Origin of the sequence: Flavihumibacter sp. ZG627 (genome assembly GCF_000814325.1) — a bacterium.
In the GTDB taxonomy this organism is placed as follows: Bacteria; Bacteroidota; Bacteroidia; order Chitinophagales; family Chitinophagaceae; genus Flavihumibacter.
The window spans coordinates 168,840-187,084 of sequence record NZ_JPHF01000004.1 but is presented as its reverse complement, the minus strand read 5'-3'; the positions used below and the strand labels follow the sequence as shown (position 1 = coordinate 187,084).

Here is an 18,245-nt window from a genome sequence, read left to right as displayed (position 1 = left end):
AAAAGTTATTAGCTTACTTCAGAGCTGTTTTTTCCTGCTATCTCTCGCTTCCTTTATTGGTTGGAATGGGCCGAACTTATGTTGTTCTTCACTAAATTCATCGGAATAAGGACCAAAAGGATGATCAATTGGTTTTTTAGAAATGTCAGGCCAATCCTGGCTGATATCTTTCCCTGGCCGAGGTTGTGAATTTATATATGCTGCAACATCCCATGATTCTTCATCACTAAGAACTGGATGATTATAAGTGGCCAGTAGGTAAGGCATGTTAGTCTTAACGAATCCGGCAAGCCGCGATATACGATAAAGTCCGGCACCCACATTATAACTGTTGGCTCCCCACAATGGGGGATAGGTATATCCGGAACCAGATATATTTAATTGACCATCGCCATTATTTCCATGGCAGTTCTGGCAACTATTAATATACACAGTCCTGCCTTTATTAGGATCAGCGGCTCTATCTAGGAATGCCAATTCTTTAATTCCGCTACCTATTGGTTTTTCACCCTGTGCAATATCATCACCTACCCAATGCATATATGCAACCATAGATCTCATCTCCAAACTATTACTATCAAGGGCCCTGCCATTCAGGCTTCTTTCAAAACAATCATTTATACGTTTTGGAATAGTCTCCATACCACCACTACGATCGCGAAATTTTGGATAGGTGGAAACAACAGCACTGTAATTATTGCCCCATGGAACTGTACCTCCCGAAATATGGCAGTTCTGGCAATTCATGCAATTTGAAATCTGAGCAACAGATCCTTTCGGTCCGAGATATTGTGATGTATTAGAAATCAGCTCATATCCATACCGTACAAGGCTATCCTGGGGACTGATGAAATCTTTACTCCACCCCTGCCATGGAATTTCCTTCATCGACGTTTTTTCAATTTCTTTTGAGGATTTTTTGTGGCTGCAGGCGGATAACAACAATACTGTAAATAAGAATATTATAGTTGCTTCGAGACCTGAATATGCAATCGTTTTCATCTCTTTCCTGCTTATATAATTAAAAATGCTCTTTTGCCAAGTTAATTATTGTGATATTGGTCACAGTTCACATTTGTCATCAACGCACCGCCCGGGCCTGACGAATCCCGTTACAATAAAAATACCGCCAAATAGGTATAAGGACCATGCATCTTCATATTGAAAAGCAATAGCGATGAAGACAATGCCCAACCCAAATCGAATTATTCGGGAGAACCATACAGGGTCTATCTTATTTATCATGGCACTAAAAATTATAGTTGATGATAAGGTTATAATGTGACAAGTCTACCTTATTAAATACATATTTATCATTTCCATAGTCTTCTCCTGCCAACAATTTTCCTACGTAAATACATTGTACATCCATCCCTTGAAATAATTTCTGAAAATCATATTTTACAGTTGCGTTTAATTGGCGGTATGAGGGAATCGCATATTTATTAAATGCGGCATTTCTGGCATCTGGTAAATAATAATGCCCATAACCAAAAGTGGAACGAAGATGCGCCTTTGGGAAATTATATCCCAGCTTAATTACAACAGCGTCCAGATCACCTATGCCCTCATTTCTTTCTCGGGGTAAGAATGTATAAAAGGGATCCTTCCCCCATTCGCGCGGCATCAGGTATCGGCCACTCTTAGTTATACGGGTATAATTGAGAGAACCATCCCAATTTTTACTTTTCAAACCAGTCATCAAACTAAAGGCATAGCTTTTGGATCCCTTTTTGAAATATGTCTTCTCAGGATCCTCATTGCCTCCATGAGCTATTGCATCCTGACGATACAACTGCAAACCAGCATTCAATTTGGTGGAAGATTTTATCGGATGATTTAAATCGAACTGTATCAATGATGTATTGAAAATGTTGTCTACATATTGGTTCCACACCTCAGCAGTAAACCATTCACTAATTTTTCTTTTTATTCCCAAAACTGCTACCCCCTTGCTTTCGAGTTGTCCGCGATAGGAAGAAGGTTTTCCATCCGGACTTATTCCCTGCGGATAAACACCAATAGATTCTCCTACTGAATACCATTCAACAGAGCTTCTCGGAGAGATTTTAAAGAGCCAGGCTGCTGTGATTGTTGTGTTTTTTATATCATTGATTGTTGTTACTGCTCCTTCTACTTCGGTGGGACGCATCCTTCCATCCTGCATATTTATAAATGGCATATCAGGCAATTGTTTACCGAAAACGATCGTTGATTCTCCAATTTTATATTTCAGATATAACTCCTCAAGCCGGTCGATATCATTCTTATTGCCAGGGTTTTCTATATCAAACAAACCCAATTCATATCGATTCATTGAACCTGTAGTTGGATCTGGAACACTAAAGTTTGAAGATCCGATATTATAAATAAAGAATCCGCCAACACCAAACTGGAATCCATGGAATAGAGCTGTTTCATATTTTATGCCTCCGCCAATGGCATTAGCATAATAGTCTTGCAGAACTCCTCTGTTTTTTGTAGCCATAAAAAAATACCGGAAATGGCCATGAATTTTGCCCTTTTTGAAGGCATGTAGAATTGAGCTGCTATCTGATTCTGCAGATGAATGATCAATAGCCTGCTGGGCCGCTGCCTCTTTAAATGTTAACACTAATAGCATTATAATTGCTATTTGGGCTGTTGTCATTTTTGAAAGATTAATTATCATTTGCACGGTGCTATTTTTTTCTTCCCATCAATTTTAATGACCTCCACCACCAAAAAAAAGTTCCTTTATTATGATGTATATACCCATTACCAGTACAAACCACCCAAACCCCTTCTTGAGTTTTTCGGGGGATACTTTTTTGCTCATACTATTTCCCAGAAAAATTCCAGCAATAGCAAGAGCTGTAACTAAAAGCAGCAGCTTCCAATCCATTATTGTATGACCAAGATCACCCGTAAAGCCAATCAGTGACTTGGCTGCTATAATAAGAAGCGATGTGCCCACCGCCTGTTTCATAGGTAATTTGCTTAATAAAACAAGAGCCGGGATAATAAGGAAGCCCCCACCTGCACCCACCAATCCGGTAAGTGTACCAACAATTGCTCCTTCTATAATTATGAGCGGATAATTAAACTGCTGGGGGCCTTCTACAATTTCTTTGGCTTTACCATTTTCACGAATCATTGAGACAGAAGCAAATACCATTAAGACTGCAAATATGATCATCATGAGAATAGGCTTGGTAATCAAAAAATCACCTATACTTAAAATATCATGTGGGATGGCAGGCACAATGAATTTTCTTGTGGCGAATACTGCCAGAATGGATGGGATTCCGAAAATAAAAGCAGTTTTAAAATTGACTTCTCCCTGCCTGTGCTTAGGCCAGGTTCCCACCAGACTGGTAGCTCCAACAATAAATAATGAGTAAGCTGTTGCTGTTATAGGATCCACACCAAACAAGTATACCAGTACGGGAACAGTGAGAATAGAACCCCCACCTCCAATCAATCCTAATGATATGCCAATTACCAATGCTGCCAGATATCCAATAATTTCCATTGCTGTTATTTTGAATGCAAATTTGAAACAATGAAGACGCCTGTATTGTGATATGTATCACCTAATATGAGCCTGTAGTGAGAAATTGCGCTTGAAAACAAAAAACGGCTAGCTTTGTTAACAATAAAAAACTGATGGGCATTCTCAGACAACTTGCGGAATATCTATATTTAAAGAAAAAAAATCCCGATGCGCCAAAATCAAAATGGATAGGGTATATGCATGGAATCAATCGCCTATCCCTTCTTATGTTTCTGGCAGCACTTATTTACATGCTTATCCGTTTTCTGTTCCTGAAAAAATAACTTAGACCGCCCCCTGCATGAACTGCAAGATACTATGTGCAGCTTTTTCGGAAGCTCTGCCTCCTTTTTGTAATTTACTGATCAGCTCCAGGTAATCAGCCGCCATCTTGTCTCGATATTCATTGTCAAAAAGAACTTTTTCCAGTTCAACATGAAGATTGGTAACATTCATTTCATCCTGGATAAGCTCCTTCACAATTGGTCTATCCATTATCAGGTTCACCAAAGAAATATATTTCACACGGATAAGCCTTCGTGCAATCAGGTATGATATCCTGTTGCCTTTATAACATACAACCTGTGGCACACTGAATAATGCAGTTTCCAGGGTAGCAGTTCCAGAAGTTACGAGTGCAGCGCGGCTTTGCATCAGAAGGTTGTAAGTAGCATCACGGGCAGCTGTGACGTGGGGGTAAGCAGACAATAAAGGCGCATAAAATGAATCTGGTTGTCCTGGAGCTTTAGCTACTACAAACCTATGTTCAGGAAATGATCGGGTTACTTCAAGCATCAAAGGTAGCTTCTTGAGGATCTCCTGTTTACGGCTTCCAGGTAATAATGTCACGAGATCTTTATGTGGTTGCAGTTGTGGATTTGCCTTAATATAATTATCCACTACTTCTGCAAGCGGATGACCAACATACTCAACGGGGTAATTCCATTTTTTATAAAACTCCTTTTCAAATGGTAGAATGACCAGCATTTTGTCAACCGTCTTACGAATTAACCTCACCCTGTTTTCTTTCCATGCCCATACCTGTGGAGATATATAATAGATAGTACGGTATTGTTGTTTTCTTGCCCATTCAGCGATACGCAAATTGAAACCTGGATAATCTATCAGTATAATAGCATCTGGGTTGAATGCAGCTATATCCTTTTTGCAGGTATCAAGGTTTCGGAAAATTGTGCGGAGGTTAGCTATCACTTCCACGAAACCCATAAAAGCCAGTTCTGAGTAGTGCTTTACAAGTTCTGCGCCGGCAGCTTGCATAAGATCACCCCCCCAACCACGGAATATTGACCCGGGGTCTTTCACTTTCATTTCCCTTATAAGGTTACTGCCATGGAGATCGCCGCTTGCTTCGCCTGCGATGATATAGTATTTCATGTAAGCAAAGATAGGGATGACGATTACTTCAAAACCTTGATCAGAAGTACTGCTATTCCATAAATCAATGTGGCGACAAAAATTCCCTTTGCGGTCTTATCCTTTCGGTTATTGATATAAAGCGTAAATAAAATAGCATTGGCCACAAGAGAAATACTACTAACCGCAGTTAGAAGATTTTTGTATTGTTTGAGATAACCCAGAAATTCAAGAAAGCCAACCTGCCTCGTATAGAAAGCAAAAAAATAATAAAGTACTAGGCCTGCAATGGGTGCCAGGAATCCCAATAATATGCCCAATCTTAGATTATCTTTTTTTATCATCAGTGTTTCCAGCTTTTTTCAAGTTTGGACTTAAGAACGTAATTTGTAAGATCAAATTGCACGGGTACAACACTTACATAATTATTGTTTAATGCCCAAACATCTGTATCCTTTCCTTTGTCAAAATTCATGAATTCACCTGTGAGCCAGTAATACCTTCTGCCATGAGGATCCTGCCGCTCCATGAAATCTTCCTGGTACTTAGCATATGCCTGCCTGCAGATTTTAATACCCTTTATATGTTCTTGAGGTACAGCAGGAATATTGACATTTAATACCATGTGCTTGTCCTGTTTTTTACTGAGGACCTGCTGGGTGATCTTCCGGGCATAAACACGGGCAGCAGTGAAATCGGCCTCAATACTATAATCCATCAGAGAGAATCCAATTGATGGTATGCTTTCTATTCCTGCTTCCATTGCAGCCGACATTGTTCCGGAGTAGATGACATTTATGGAATGATTGGCGCCGTGATTTATTCCAGACAAGCATAGATCAGGTTTCCTATGCAGCACTTTATCAACAGCAAGCTTCACACAATCCACTGGAGTACCTGTGCATTGGTAAGCCTCAATGCCAGGAAACTGGTGAAAGGCATGTAACCGAAGAGGTGATCCTATGGTTATTGCATGTCCCATACCTGATTGTGGTTTGTCAGGCGCAACCACTACAACTTTACCCAGATCTTTGACTGCCTCTACAAGGTTAATAATGCCTGGGGCAGTGATGCCATCATCGTTGGTTATCAGTATGATGGGTTCTTGTTTTATTCTTTTCGCCTTGGCCATACGCGAATGTAAGAAGGAAATAATCCTGAAAAAGATTTTGTAATGATAAGAAATTTAGTAATTTCGTGCTAAATCAGTTAGCATGTCTTACGCTGGAAAGAACTTAAAGTACTTACGCAAACTTCGCGGATGGACACAGGAAGATTTCGCCACCAGGCTGAAGATCAAACGCTCCCTCTTAGGAGCCTACGAAGAAGAGAGGGCCGAGCCAAGGCTCGAAGTGCTTGAATTGGTAAGTGATCTCTTCAAGGTTAGCCTTGATGAATTATTCCTTAAAGACCTGGGCGAAACCAAGGGCAGTTATATCGCAAAAAGAAGGGCGCAGAAACTGGCTACAGAGCCTACGGTTATTCAGTTTGTACCAGTTAAGGCAGCGGCTGGGTATCTTAATGGATTTGCAGACCCTGAGTTTATTGACGAACTGAATACTTTCACTTTACCAATGCTTGCACCCGGTCAATACAGGGCTTTTGAGATACTTGGAGATTCAATGTTACCCACTCCCAGTGGTTCTATTATAGTAGGAGAAAAAGTTGAAGATCTTGAAGCAGTAAAAACCAGCAATACCTATATAGTTGTTTCCAGGCAGGAAGGTATCGTGTATAAACGTTTGATGAAAAATCCCAGGTCAAAGCAAAAATTGACATTGGTAAGTGACAACCCTGTCTATCAGCCCTACCAGGTAGAAGCAAGTGATATTGTTGAAGTTTGGCAGGCGCAAATGGTTATTACCAGGGCCAATCTACAGCAACGTTGGGATGTTGATCAACTGGCAACTATTGTTACAAATCTCCAGGAACAGGTAAGCTCTCTAAAGAAAAAAATGAATTAAGTATAAATCTTTGTTTTTAGTACAATGGGTTAGTAAGACCGGCATTTCTATGCCGGTTTCCTTTTTTATAGGTAGGTGGATTTGGTTAAGATTATGATGAAAGGTGATAGATTTTATTGGCTATGGAGTAGTTTTACAAATAATCCCTTTTTGAATGCGACCGATTGCCCTTTTTTTATTCCTGATTTCATCTTTGTTTTTAAAGGCGCAGCAAAAAACGACTATTGCATTACAGGTAGTGCAGGGCCCGAAACTAGATGGCTTACTTGATGATCAAGTTTGGGCAAATGCTCCTGTTGCCAGCGATTTTATACTTAATCAACCTGCATTTGGAAACCCTGCTGCAAAAAATACAACAGTTAAGATTCTTTATGATAACGCGGCTATATATGTTGGAGCACAGCTCTATGATGATCCTTCGAGGGTGCGTAGACAATTAACCGCACGTGACGAACACGACAGGGCTGATGCAGACCACTTTGCCCTTTTCCTCGATACATATAAAGATCAACAAAATGGTTTCCAGTTTCTAGTCACTTCCCGTAATGTTCAATCTGATGCTCGTTTATCCCCGTTGGTTAGTGGCGACTGGGGTAATTACGGAGATAAAAGCTGGGATGCAGTTTGGGATAGTCGGGTTAGCTATAATAAGGAGGGATGGTCAGTTGAAATAAGAATTCCTTATAGTGCAATCAGGTTCTCTAAAGAAAAAATGCAAACATGGGGCATCCAATTCCTGCGATTTGACAGAATAGCTAATGAAACAAGCTTTTGGAATCCTGTAAATCCTGCAGTAAACGGTTTCGTAAACCAGTTTGGAATCTTAGATGGATTAACCGACTTAAGTCCCCCGCTTCGTTTGAGTTTTTCACCCTATGTAAGTGGTGGTTATCGCTCCAATATCCCGAATGAAAAAGGCGAGAAGCAAGTTGAGTGGTTGCGTAGTGGCGGTATGGACCTTAAATGGGGCATTAATGAAAGTTTTACACTTGACGCAACATTGATACCAGATTTCGGGCAAGTGATCTCCGATAATAAAGTAAATAATCTTACCCCTTTTGATATTCAGTTTCAGGAAAATCGTCCCTTCTTTACTGAGGGTACAGAATTATTTAAAAAGGCTGGAATCTTTTACAGTAGGAGGGTTGGGAGAACCCCAGGAAGCTTTGCGAAGATATCGGAGACTTACGGGGCGGATGAAAATTACACAATCAAACATAACCCGGCTATAACTCCTTTATTTAATGCGATTAAATTTTCTGGTAGAAATAAGCATAATCTTGGGATTGGAATATTTAACGCGGTTGCACAACCGGTTGACGCAATAATACGTAATGAAATTTCAGGGAATGATTCCATTATCCGCACCGAACATCTCTCCAATTATAATATTATAGTGCTGGATAAAGCTTTAAGAAACCGATCTTATATAAGTTTCACTAACACCAATGTATGGCGAAGTGGGTCATCGCCCGATGCAAATGTCTCTGCAATTGATCTTGGTCTTTATACACGCGACAATCGTTATTCCTTTCTTTTTAAACCCCGCATAAGTAAAATCACCGGAGCAAATGGTCGTGAAGGTTGGGCCAATATTATTTCATTCGGAAAAGTAAGCGGCAGGTGGCAATGGTCTTTAAGCAACAGCATTGAATCGGATCTCTATGATCCAAATGATCTTGGTTTCCTTCCAGCTTCAAATGAAATTACAACTGCCTTAAACCTGAGTTATAATATATTCACTCCTACAAAAAAATTCATACAGCAGCGGTATCGTTTCACAGCCAATCATACGTCGTTGTTTAAACCTTTTGGTTTTCAGGAAGCCAGGATAAAAGCAACTGCTTTCTGGTGGTTTAAGAATTTCTGGGACCTTACTGTTGAGATAACTGCCACACCCACATGGTACAACGATTATTTCGAATTGCGTTCTGGTTACAAACTCCTCCGCCGACCCTCTTGGGCTTTTATTGGGTTAAGCGGTAGCAGCGATAGCCGTAAACGTTTGTATGGCTATTGGTCGGCCGGATTTGCAGAAAGCAAAGACATTTATAATGATATGTTCCTTAAGTACAGCCTGGGTCTGAGATATCGGTTCAGTGATAAATTATCGATGGAGATTAGTAATGCATACCAGAATGACAATGGCCAATTTGGTTCTGCATTTGAAAAAGAGGCAGATGGAAGACCTATCATTGCTTTCAGGCAGAATCTTGTTGTGACCACCATACTGAGTGGCATCTACAATTTTGCTCCACGCATGAACATGACTGTAAGGGGCCGTCATTATTGGAATAAGGTAACTAATCACTCCTTCCACTCCGTGAACGATGATGGTAATTGGACCGACCGTCCTTTTGTTGAAGGCCGCGATCTGAATGTGAATATTTTTAACCTAGACATTTTTTATGTATGGGATTTCAGGCTCGGGAGCAGGATCATCGCAGGGTGGAAAAATTGGATAGATCCAGATTACAGTAATGATCTTAATAGCAGACCCGGATATGGAAAAAATCTTTCGCATATAATGGGGCTTGACCATGGAAATGAATTTACCTTGAAATTCATTTATTACCTGGATTATCAGGATCTTCGGAAAAAGAGATCCTGAATTATTGCCATAAAAAATTTGCTGCTTCTCTAAATGTGTTGCAGTGAGCATCAATAATATGCCTGATATTTGGAGAGTAGCCTCCACCCATTGCAACAACACATGGAATATTAAAAGAAAAAAGTTGGCTGAAGACTAATCGGTCTCTTTCTTTGCACCCTTCCATAGTAACCTTTAATTTTCCAAACTTATCTGTCGAAAGAATATCAACACCTGAAAGATAAAAAACGAAATCCGGTTTATTTTTTTGAAGTAGCGAATTCAAATAGTGATTAAGTAAATGGAGGTAGGTGATAGTATTAGTACCATCTTCGAGTTCAATATCAAGATCTGATTTCTCCTTATGAAATGGGTAATTGTGTCGACCATGCATGCTGAAAGTGAAAACGCTGTTTTCTTGATCGAAAATCTTTGCAGTACCATTGCCCTGGTGAACATCAAGATCAAGAATAAGTATTTTTTCTGCCAGTTTCTGGTGGAGGAGGTAGTTGGCAGCCACTGCAAAATCATTAAGCAGGCAAAAACCCTCACCATGATCCGCAAACGCATGATGAGTTCCTCCTGCAACATTCAGGGCTATGCCATGCTTCAGTGCTGCATGACAGCAATTGATAGTACCCTGCGTTATGATCAGTTCCCTGAGTGTAAGTTGAGGGGACTGTGGAAAGCCAATATGACGTTGCTCTTTGGGCGATAATTGTTGCAATTTCAATTTGTCAAAGTATTCAACTGTATGCGTCATGAGGATAATCTCGTCTTTGCATGGAAAAGGTGGGTGTAGATTTTCCTTTGTTATGATTTCTTCATATAATAGTTGTTCAGGTACCAGGTCATATTTAAGCATGGGAAAGCGATGACCTTCGGGTAGGGGATGATTATAAGCCGGATCATAGGCAATATACAGATATGGATTTATCATTGGAGGTTCAAAACCTGGTTACCGGCAATTACAAAAACATTTGCATCCCTCTTTGGTTCAATAATAGCAAGACCAGTAAAATCACCAAATGCAGGCAGGATTGCATAGTCCTGTTCAAAATAGAAGCAGGGAAGCCTAAGAGATTGCTTGCCAACTCCCTTGAATCTTACCCCTGGATGTATATGGCCTGAAAAATGATATCCCCTCCTTTCCTCATCTTCACACTTTGACCATTCATGTACAAAACAAAAAGGACCTTGCTGATACGTGTCTGAATGTAATTTTATATTATTGGTTTCATACCATCGGTCTGGAAATATATCGTGGTTACCCCTTACCAGGTTAAACACAATACCTGAATGATCACTTCGCCACTTTGCGAATAATTCAGCTTCCTTGTTCTGAGTGGAGTGAAAAAAATCACCCACTATAATTATTGAGGAAGGCTGGAAATGTTGTACAAGGGCGAAAAGTCTTTGGAGGTCGTTGCGGTACACATGTTGCGGAATAGCAATACCAGATTTTCGGAAATGTCCGCTTTTCCCGAAATGGAGATCCGATAGTATCAGCGTATTTTGATTTTCCCAAAATATAGCTTTAAGTGGGGAAAGCCAAAGTTGTTGGCCAGATATTGAAAAAGATATTGGTGCCTGCATGCCATGCAAAGCTAAATGGTTTATTTTTAATGGAATTATAAACCAAACCTGTTTTTATGAGTACACAAAACCCCTTTGATAAGGATGAGAAAAAGCTACCATCCCTTTTGAACGTGTTGACTATATTAACAATGATCGGCTGCGCCATTGAGTTATTTTTCGGATCACTCAATCTTATTAATGGACGGAAAAATCTCGACAGATTGGAAGAAGCCCAGGCAAGCGGTGACATGGATAAAGTGCCAGAATTTATGAAGTCTATGATGGGGCCTGAAGCACTTGAAAATGCACGGCTCGCCTATGAAAACAGAATACCCCTTTTTATTATCATGATTGTGGGCATTGGGCTTTGTTTTTATGGAGCATTGCAGATGAGAAAACTTCAAAAGGCCGGGTATTTTATGTGGCTGATCGGTGAAATTCTTCCAATTATCGGAAGCCTGCTTTTTATAGGAGTTGGTTTTGCGGGTGGAGCTTCATTTATGTTATTATTGCCTCTATTATTTATCATCCTGTATACTTCACAGTTGAAATATCTGAAATAATCAATTCCCCAGATGTAGCTGCATTTTTCGGATACGGTCTTCCAACTTTTCCGAACTGAGGTTCTCACGCATACTGTCAACTTTAATAGGAAAGCAGAAAGGTGTCAGTTTTTCAGGAAACTGCAGAACTATACTGGAAGATTGTATACGGTCAAGCATTTCACGCAAGCGGGCTTCTTCCATTTGCTGGTCGAAAACTTCCTGGTAGGCTTGTCTCATAAGGAGGTTGTCCCTTTCATATTCCTGAAAAACTTTGAAAAGAAGCGAAGCACTTGATTGCAGGTGCCTCGCTTTTTTATGTTCACCAGGGTAACCCTGGAATATTAGTCCACCAATAACCGCAATATCTCTGAATTTTCGTTTAGCCATTTCCGTAGAATTTACACTTCGCTGTATGTCAAGGAAGAGGTTATCTGGTGAAAACAGATCATAAACATTTGTATCATCAACCGGAATGAGTTGGTCGCTAAGAAGTTCGAAACCGTAATCATTCATTGCGAAAGAAAAGCTGATGGGTCTGATCTGGCTTATCCGCCAGGCAAGGATAGCAGCCATAGCTTCATGAACCAGCCTGCCTTCGAAAGGGAATACAAACAAGTGAAAGCCATCCTTAGTTTCTATTTGTTCAATCAGCAATTCATTGTCCTTCGGAATATGGCTGAGTGATGACTGTAGATCAAAGAGTGGTTTTAAAGCACTTATTTCTTTACGTGTGTTCTTTTGTTTGCCAGCATCATTGAATTGTTCTCTCAGAAGTTTTCCAAGATTCGCTGATAATGGCATCCGGCCACCCATCCAACTCGGTACTATAGTTTTTTTGGCATTTGACTTCTTCACCAGCACTGTCATATCTTTGATCATCACCAATTCCAGGTTTCGCCCGGCAAGGGTAAATGTAGTCCCTGGATCAAGTCGGCTGATGAACCATTCTTCTATTACTCCAATATATCCTCCGGTCATGAATTTAACTTTCAGCATCGCATCGCTTACAATTGTACCTATATGCATGCGATGACGCATTGCCATACGTCTGCTTGTTATGCGATAAAGCCCATCAACTATCTCAACTTTCTTATAGTCATCATACTGTTGAAGTGCTTTACCACCCGAGGTAATGAATTGAAGAATGAGTGCCCATTCATCTTCCGTCATTTCTCTGAAACAATAGGTAGATTTTACTTCATCAAAGATCAATTCCTGCCTGAATCCATCTGATACTGCAATTGTGCATAAATATTGAATTAACACATCAAAGCAAAGTAACATCGGTTGCCTTGATTCTACTATTCCCAGATCGATCGCTTGCTGCAAGGCAGCCGCTTCAACTAGTTCAAGGGAATGAGTTGGTAAAAAATAAATTCTGCTTGTTGCACCTGGTTGATGTCCACTTCTGCCGGCCCGTTGCAGGAAGCGGGCCACGCCCTTTGGTGAACCCACCTGTATAACAGTTTCGACTGGCCGAAAATCAACACCAAGGTCAAGGCTTGCTGTACAAACTACACATTTAAGTGTACCCGTATGCAGGGCGTCTTCTACCCACTGCCGCAATTCCTGTTCAATACTACCATGGTGGATCGCAATGGCACCGGCAAGATCCGGAGCTGCTGTAAGTAATGCCTGGTACCACATTTCCGTCATTCCCCTTGTATTAATAAAAAGCAGGGTTGTTTTGCTATTCCGAATTATTGGAACAATTTTATCAACCAGTTTGATTCCAAGGTGACCGGCCCAGGGATACTTTTCAATTTCATCAGGATAGATGGATTCCACTTTGGTGACTTTGGGAAGGCTGGCCTGGATAATTCGGCTTCCAGATTCTAAAGGTGACAATAGAACATTTTTTGCCTGTTCAAGATTACCTACTGTAGCAGAGATCCCGAATACCGAAGGGGGGGTAGGTTTACAAGCACTTATAATGCGGGAGATGGCGAGTTCAACCTGAACCCCGCGTTTACTGCCTAGTAACTCATGCCATTCATCCACGGCAATGATCCGTAAGGATTTGAAGAAAAGTGCATAGCCTTTTTGAGCAAGCAGCAGGTGTAAGCTTTCAGGCGTAATAATCAGAACTTCGGGAGCATTTTTTTTTTGTCTTTGTCGTTCCGAAAGAGGGGTATCACCATTCCGGATGCCAACCTCCCAATTGATTTCCAATTCTCCTATTACTTTCTCCATAGCCCTTCCGATATCTTTGGCAAGTGCCCTCAATGGAGTGATCCATAGAAGTTGAAGGCCGTTTATAGATTTTGATTTATAATTATCGGGATTGTCATTAATGAATTGAATAACTGCGCCCAGAAAAACAGAGAATGTTTTGCCATAGCCGGTAGGCGCATTAACCAGGGCACTTTCACCAAGGTGAATAGCCTCCCATGTTTCAGATTGGAATGAAAATGGCCTTCGTTCCTGCTTCTCCAACCATTTTACAACAACTTTATATCCTATCGTTTTGTGGAACAGCAAAGTAATTTCTTACAAAGTTTTCAGGTATTCGATCACGGCCAATCGCTCATCTTTGCTCAGCTTGTCACCAAAATTATGTCCATAATTACCATATCCCTTAAGGGTAGTATTATAAATAGTTGTGCCAGTTGCAGAATCCCTTGATTCATATTTCCACCCAAGTTGTTCATAATCATATTCAGGTCTGGAAAAATTCCTTTCCCAATATTTAGGTCGGGCGGAACTGTTCAATAATGTGAATATAGTTGGAACAGACCCATTGTGAAGATATGGTGCGGTAGCCCAGACTCCATCCAATGGAGGGGCAATGTAACCATTAAATGGTACCAGACGGGCTGGATGGTCGCCCATGGCAAACCAGCTGTTATTGAACCAATTTACAAATTGCGGGTTCTGGTAATTGGCTTTGAACAATGCAGAATCTGTTTTTATTACAGATTGGGGAATTAGTAGGTTAGGATATTCTTCTTCCTCTCCATAGATGCCATGGCATTTTGAACAATTGTCTTTAAAGATAAGCCTGCCTTTTTCAGACAACATTTTATTAATGCTTCCGGGGTATTTAGGTGATTCTAACGTATAAATATAGGCGAGAACATCACTGATTTTTCTATCAACTGTAGCTGCTTCTGCACTGTCCTTCACCGTTAGCAGATTGGATGCCATAAGAAACCTTCCAAAATCACCCCTTCCGAACCCATTATAGAACATGGCATTCTTTTTCTTTAAGAGCCACCATGCCGGAACGTCACTTGGTATTACATCAGGTGGTATGTCCATAATAGCGGTATCGCGCCATTCTAATGTCAGGGGATTGCGGTGTGCAACAAGAACTGCTGCCAGGCGGTCCGCCGCATTCACCCCTCTTGTTTCAGTCTGCAGATAGGGACTAATGGTCCCGGTCACCTGTAAAAAATGTTTTGCTGCCTCATACCTTGCTGGGGATGTGTTTTTAAGCATCATAGCAAGCATGTTTACATTTTTTTGATTTAATTGTTGTTCGGCTCCGGAAGAAAAATCCATGAAGCTATTGCCCATTCCCACAATAAGACTATCATTAAATACCTGGGCATGGCATTGCATGCAATTAGGTGCCACAAGATTTTCCCCATTTGCTGCTGTTACCACAGTGAACTCATGGCTAATATTTGCATTAAGGCCTGTTCGTTTAAGGTAATTGTATTTTTCCTTGCCCTTGCCAAGTAGAAAAAAATCATATGGAATACCCCCTTTCACATAATCTCCTGTGGTAAGATAATCAAATCCTTTTTCAGGATTACCGGTTCGCTGAGGGGAGGGAGGGATGGGAACTGGTTTCTCCGGATCCCTTGCGGGGTTGCCGGTTCCAAGCAGATTCACCATGCCAACAATAGCAAGCATCATTACTACACAGATTCTGTACTTCATTTGCATTGTTAAATTTACCGATCTGAGTGGAATTTATGACTATTAAAATATTCTCTGCAGGCAGTTTTACTTTCCATAAATCTCAAGCATTCTTTTCAGATCTTCAAGAGTGTTTATTTCATCCACATTTTTATCGTGACGCCAACGCAACATACGAGGAAAGCGAAGTGCTACTCCACTTTTATGCCTTGCAGATGCAGCAATGCCTTCAAATGCAATCTCAAACACCAGTGATGGCTTTACAGTTCGCACCGGACCAAATTTCTCCAGCGAATTGTTTTTTACAAAAGCATCAACCTGGGCAAATTCCTTATCTGTTAATCCCGAATAAGCCTTAGTGAACGTAACGAGCTTGTCTCCGTCTTTTACGGCAAAAGTGTAATCCGTATAAAGGTTACTTCTTCGCCCATGTCCTTTCTGGGCATATACCAGCACGGCATCAATTGTAAGTGGATCAATTTTCCATTTCCACCAATCTCCGCGTTTACGACCAACCTGGTAGGTGGATGACATGCGTTTTAACATCAATCCCTCCGCTCCGTTTTCCCTTGATCTGTCTCTTAGAATTTTTAAATCATTCCAATTATTAAAGTCAATAATCCTTGATACTAATAAGGCCGGGTGATTAACTGATTTTACAATCGCATCTAAATTTTTTCGCCTATCCGAAAGCGAAAAAGATCGGATGTCGTGTCCCTCAATTTCAAGTAAATCATAAGCAAAAAAAGATACCGGTGCTTCCAGTAATTGTTTCCTGGTAACATTCTTACGACCAATTCTTGTTTGTAAAAGAGCAAAGGGTAATGGTTGTCCATCCCGGCTTGGCATTATTTCGCCATCAATAACTATACCATTCGGCAGGATATTAAGTAATGCATTATACTCAGGAAATTTATCAGTTATAAGCTCTTCCCCACGGCTCCACACAAAGAGCTTATCATTCCTTTTAATGAGTTGCCCCCTGATGCCATCCCATTTCCATTCTGCTTGCCACTCTTCATGCAAACCTAGTTCCTCGGGTAATTGCTCAAGCGCATAGGAGAGAAAGAATGGATAAGGCTTTGAATCGTCAGTTGAAGCCAGTTCACCACCAAGCAATTCCTCAAAGGCAGTAGTCATCGGATCCCATTTACCACTGATACGGTGGGCAATTAGCGAAGTTTCAAGCGAAACAGTTCGGGCTAAAGCCTGGACCATGATCTGCTGAGATACACCAATCCGGAAGCCTCCTGTAATTAGTTTATTGAATACGAATTTCTCCTGACGGTTAAGTTGCTCCCAACTCTCCAAAATGAATGACTTCTTTTCCGCCTCCGAATTTTGTGAAAGATCAATCAGTTTTTCGAGATAATAGGAGAGTGAGTGGGGGTTAATACCTCTCTTAATCTCAGGTAATAATAAGGCAATTGTTTCGGCAAGGTCCCCCACAGTATGATAACATTCTTCAAATAACCATTGCGACAAGTTTGCCTTTTCACGACACCAGGCAGCCAGAAGGGTACTGGTAACTGCTCTTTTGGGTCGTCTTCCACTAAACAGGGCAATCACCCATATTTTATCGTGAGGTGATGCCTCCCCAAAATAGTCAACCAATGCATCAAGTTTATCATTGGTTTTAGTGGATGTACCCAACGCATGTACAAGAGTGGCAAATAATGACATACCATTCATGGTGTATCAATTTTGGTTTCCTTTCCCTCGTCTTCTTCTTCCTGACCATAGGCCGTTTTAACCTCATAAGCATCAATGCCCTTTTCATTTAGATACCTCGAAAAAGCAGATTGAAATCCATGTGTAACATATACTTTTTCAGCTCCTGTTGCAGCTGTGGCCGATATTAATCCATCCCAGTCGGCATGATCACTTAAAACAAATCCGGCATCAGCATTTCTTCTTCTTACATTTCCCCTCACTTGCATCCATCCGCTGCAAACCCCCACACGAAAAGGGGAAAATCTTTTCATCCAGCTACTGCCATCCGCACTGGGTGGAGCGATCACAATAGATTTTTTTAACGCAGACTTCTCTGTATCAACTGTTATCCGCTGGACCGAAGGAAGTTCCCAACCCTGATTTATCAATAGTTCCTGTGAATTGCAAATAGCGCCGTGGGCATAAATGTTTTGATTTTGCTCCAATGCATTAATTACTCTTTGTGCTTTTCCCAGGCTATATGCAAGTAGCACAGAACTGAATCCATCCTCCATGTTTTGTGTTACCCATTTGCGAATTTCATCATAAATGGTTTCCTGTTTTTCCCATTTATAAATAGGAAGTCCGAAGGTGGATTCTGTAATAAAAGTATGACAGGGAATGGCCTCAAATTGACCACTTAGGCCATCATTTTCTGTTTTGTAGTCACCGCTGAATACCCACACCTCCCCCTTGTACTCAATTCTTACCTGTGATGAACCAATAATATGACCCGCAGGGTGCAGACTCATAACAACATCATTGATGTTGATTCTTTCCCCCCATTCAATTGCCTGATAATTACCCTCACCCAGTCTTAATTGCAGTAATGGCTTTGTATAAGTATGGCATAAGTAATGCTTCGATCCGTATCGCGCATGATCACTATGGGCATGCGTGATAACGGCACGGTCTACAGGTTTCCATGGATCAATGTAAAACTGTCCTAATGAGCAAAATAATCCCGCTTCTGTGAAAGTGATCAGATTCATTACCTGGCGATTGATTTGTGTGCAAGTGGCACAGTAATCCTCTCTTAATGCAAAAGGCTGGCCACTTATAACATCACTGCCACATAC

General features: G+C 40.8%; 16 protein-coding genes. 4 read left to right on the top strand and 12 right to left on the bottom strand.

Going from position 1 to position 18,245, the window contains the following annotated elements; genetic code table 11:
* Positions 1-18: 18 nt before the first annotated feature.
* The 3 genes from HY58_RS10360 to HY58_RS10345 all read right to left on the bottom strand — a co-directional run bounded on the left by HY58_RS10360 (position 19) and on the right by HY58_RS10345 (position 3,514).
* Positions 19-1,002 carry a c-type cytochrome gene (locus HY58_RS10360; protein WP_082022128.1) on the bottom strand — a complete coding sequence of 328 codons (984 nt, stop codon included), beginning with the start codon at positions 1,000-1,002 and terminating at the stop codon, positions 19-21.
* A 247-nt stretch (positions 1,003-1,249) separates the two neighbouring features.
* Positions 1,250-2,650 carry an OprD family outer membrane porin gene (locus tag HY58_RS10350; RefSeq protein WP_039132015.1) on the bottom strand — a complete coding sequence of 467 codons (1,401 nt, stop codon included), beginning with the start codon at positions 2,648-2,650 and terminating at the stop codon, positions 1,250-1,252.
* Between the two features lie 54 nt (positions 2,651-2,704).
* On the bottom strand, positions 2,705-3,514 hold the full coding sequence (locus HY58_RS10345) for a sulfite exporter TauE/SafE family protein (protein ID WP_039131481.1): 810 nt from the start codon (positions 3,512-3,514) through the stop codon (positions 2,705-2,707).
* Positions 3,515-3,648: 134 nt separating this feature from the next.
* Between HY58_RS10345 and HY58_RS20020 the strand changes: the two genes are divergently transcribed.
* Complete coding sequence (locus HY58_RS20020) at positions 3,649-3,819, top strand: DUF6728 family protein (RefSeq protein WP_371197906.1); 171 nt, start codon at positions 3,649-3,651, stop codon at positions 3,817-3,819.
* Position 3,820: 1 nt separating this feature from the next.
* Here HY58_RS20020 and lpxB read toward each other — a convergent pair whose 3' ends face one another.
* Genes lpxB through surE form a run of 3 tightly spaced genes read right to left on the bottom strand, consistent with a single transcriptional unit; the run spans position 3,821 to position 6,041 of the window.
* The gene (lpxB, locus tag HY58_RS10340) at positions 3,821-4,930 is read right to left on the bottom strand and encodes a lipid-A-disaccharide synthase (RefSeq protein WP_039131479.1); all 1,110 of its coding nucleotides are present in this window, start codon (positions 4,928-4,930) and stop codon (positions 3,821-3,823) included.
* A gap of 23 nt (positions 4,931-4,953) precedes the next feature.
* Complete coding sequence (locus HY58_RS10335) at positions 4,954-5,253, bottom strand: hypothetical protein (protein ID WP_039131476.1); 300 nt, start codon at positions 5,251-5,253, stop codon at positions 4,954-4,956.
* The gene (gene surE, locus HY58_RS10330) at positions 5,253-6,041 is read right to left on the bottom strand and encodes a 5'/3'-nucleotidase SurE (protein WP_039131473.1); all 789 of its coding nucleotides are present in this window, start codon (positions 6,039-6,041) and stop codon (positions 5,253-5,255) included. The genes HY58_RS10335 and surE overlap by 1 nt, the downstream gene beginning before the upstream one ends.
* Before the next feature lie 82 nt (positions 6,042-6,123).
* On the opposite strand from surE, the gene HY58_RS10325 reads away from it, so the two are divergent.
* Positions 6,124-6,873 (top strand): XRE family transcriptional regulator, encoded by a 750-nt coding sequence (locus tag HY58_RS10325; RefSeq protein WP_039131471.1) that lies wholly within the window; start codon positions 6,124-6,126, stop codon positions 6,871-6,873.
* A gap of 154 nt (positions 6,874-7,027) precedes the next feature.
* Positions 7,028-9,484 (top strand): DUF5916 domain-containing protein, encoded by a 2,457-nt coding sequence (locus tag HY58_RS10320; RefSeq protein WP_039131469.1) that lies wholly within the window; start codon positions 7,028-7,030, stop codon positions 9,482-9,484.
* Between the two features lies 1 nt (position 9,485).
* On the opposite strand, the gene HY58_RS10315 is transcribed toward HY58_RS10320, so the two are convergent.
* Both HY58_RS10315 and pdeM read right to left on the bottom strand, forming a co-directional pair.
* Positions 9,486-10,403, bottom strand: coding sequence for a histone deacetylase (locus tag HY58_RS10315; protein ID WP_039131466.1), 918 nt, complete (start codon positions 10,401-10,403; stop codon positions 9,486-9,488).
* Positions 10,400-11,059 (bottom strand): ligase-associated DNA damage response endonuclease PdeM, encoded by a 660-nt coding sequence (pdeM, locus tag HY58_RS10310; protein ID WP_039131464.1) that lies wholly within the window; start codon positions 11,057-11,059, stop codon positions 10,400-10,402. The genes HY58_RS10315 and pdeM overlap by 4 nt, the downstream gene beginning before the upstream one ends.
* A 56-nt stretch (positions 11,060-11,115) precedes the next feature.
* Here pdeM and HY58_RS10305 point away from each other — a divergent pair, with 56 nt between their 5' ends.
* The gene (locus HY58_RS10305) at positions 11,116-11,604 is read left to right on the top strand and encodes a hypothetical protein (protein ID WP_039131462.1); all 489 of its coding nucleotides are present in this window, start codon (positions 11,116-11,118) and stop codon (positions 11,602-11,604) included.
* On the opposite strand, the gene HY58_RS10300 is transcribed toward HY58_RS10305, so the two are convergent.
* The 4 genes from HY58_RS10300 to HY58_RS10285 all read right to left on the bottom strand — a co-directional run bounded on the left by HY58_RS10300 (position 11,605) and on the right by HY58_RS10285 (position 18,158).
* Entirely contained in the window at positions 11,605-14,067 is a 2,463-nt protein-coding gene (locus HY58_RS10300; protein WP_156123651.1) for a ligase-associated DNA damage response DEXH box helicase, read from the bottom strand.
* Positions 14,068-14,076: 9 nt separating this feature from the next.
* Complete coding sequence (locus HY58_RS10295; protein WP_172644640.1) at positions 14,077-15,474, bottom strand: c-type cytochrome; 1,398 nt, start codon at positions 15,472-15,474, stop codon at positions 14,077-14,079.
* 66 nt (positions 15,475-15,540) lie between these two features.
* Positions 15,541-17,145: an ATP-dependent DNA ligase gene (locus HY58_RS10290; protein WP_253271543.1), complete on the bottom strand. Its 1,605-nt coding sequence runs from the start codon at positions 17,143-17,145 to the stop codon at positions 15,541-15,543.
* On the bottom strand, positions 17,142-18,158 hold the full coding sequence (locus HY58_RS10285; protein ID WP_039131457.1) for a ligase-associated DNA damage response exonuclease: 1,017 nt from the start codon (positions 18,156-18,158) through the stop codon (positions 17,142-17,144). The genes HY58_RS10290 and HY58_RS10285 overlap by 4 nt, the downstream gene beginning before the upstream one ends.
* Between the last annotated feature and the right edge of the window lie 87 nt (positions 18,159-18,245).

Excerpts from the sequence above, each read along its gene's own strand:
- HY58_RS10305 (WP_039131462.1), top strand. The coding sequence starts at position 11,116 with ATGAGTACACAAAACCCCTTTGATAAGGATGAGAAAAAGCTACCATCC.
- HY58_RS10335 (WP_039131476.1), bottom strand. The coding sequence starts at position 5,253 with ATGATAAAAAAAGATAATCTAAGATTGGGCATATTATTGGGATTCCTG.
- lpxB (WP_039131479.1), bottom strand. The coding sequence starts at position 4,930 with ATGAAATACTATATCATCGCAGGCGAAGCAAGCGGCGATCTCCATGGC.
- pdeM (WP_039131464.1), bottom strand. The coding sequence starts at position 11,059 with ATGCAGGCACCAATATCTTTTTCAATATCTGGCCAACAACTTTGGCTT.
- surE (WP_039131473.1), bottom strand. The coding sequence starts at position 6,041 with ATGGCCAAGGCGAAAAGAATAAAACAAGAACCCATCATACTGATAACC.
- HY58_RS10350 (WP_039132015.1), bottom strand. The coding sequence starts at position 2,650 with ATGACAACAGCCCAAATAGCAATTATAATGCTATTAGTGTTAACATTT.
- HY58_RS10285 (WP_039131457.1), bottom strand. The coding sequence starts at position 18,158 with ATGAATCTGATCACTTTCACAGAAGCGGGATTATTTTGCTCATTAGGA.
- HY58_RS10325 (WP_039131471.1), top strand. The coding sequence starts at position 6,124 with ATGTCTTACGCTGGAAAGAACTTAAAGTACTTACGCAAACTTCGCGGA.
- HY58_RS10295 (WP_172644640.1), bottom strand. The coding sequence starts at position 15,474 with ATGAAGTACAGAATCTGTGTAGTAATGATGCTTGCTATTGTTGGCATG.
- HY58_RS10360 (WP_082022128.1), bottom strand. The coding sequence starts at position 1,002 with ATGAAAACGATTGCATATTCAGGTCTCGAAGCAACTATAATATTCTTA.
- HY58_RS20020 (WP_371197906.1), top strand. The coding sequence starts at position 3,649 with ATGGGCATTCTCAGACAACTTGCGGAATATCTATATTTAAAGAAAAAA.
- HY58_RS10320 (WP_039131469.1), top strand. The coding sequence starts at position 7,028 with ATGCGACCGATTGCCCTTTTTTTATTCCTGATTTCATCTTTGTTTTTA.
- HY58_RS10290 (WP_253271543.1), bottom strand. The coding sequence starts at position 17,145 with ATGAATGGTATGTCATTATTTGCCACTCTTGTACATGCGTTGGGTACA.
- HY58_RS10345 (WP_039131481.1), bottom strand. The coding sequence starts at position 3,514 with ATGGAAATTATTGGATATCTGGCAGCATTGGTAATTGGCATATCATTA.
- HY58_RS10315 (WP_039131466.1), bottom strand. The coding sequence starts at position 10,403 with ATGATAAATCCATATCTGTATATTGCCTATGATCCGGCTTATAATCAT.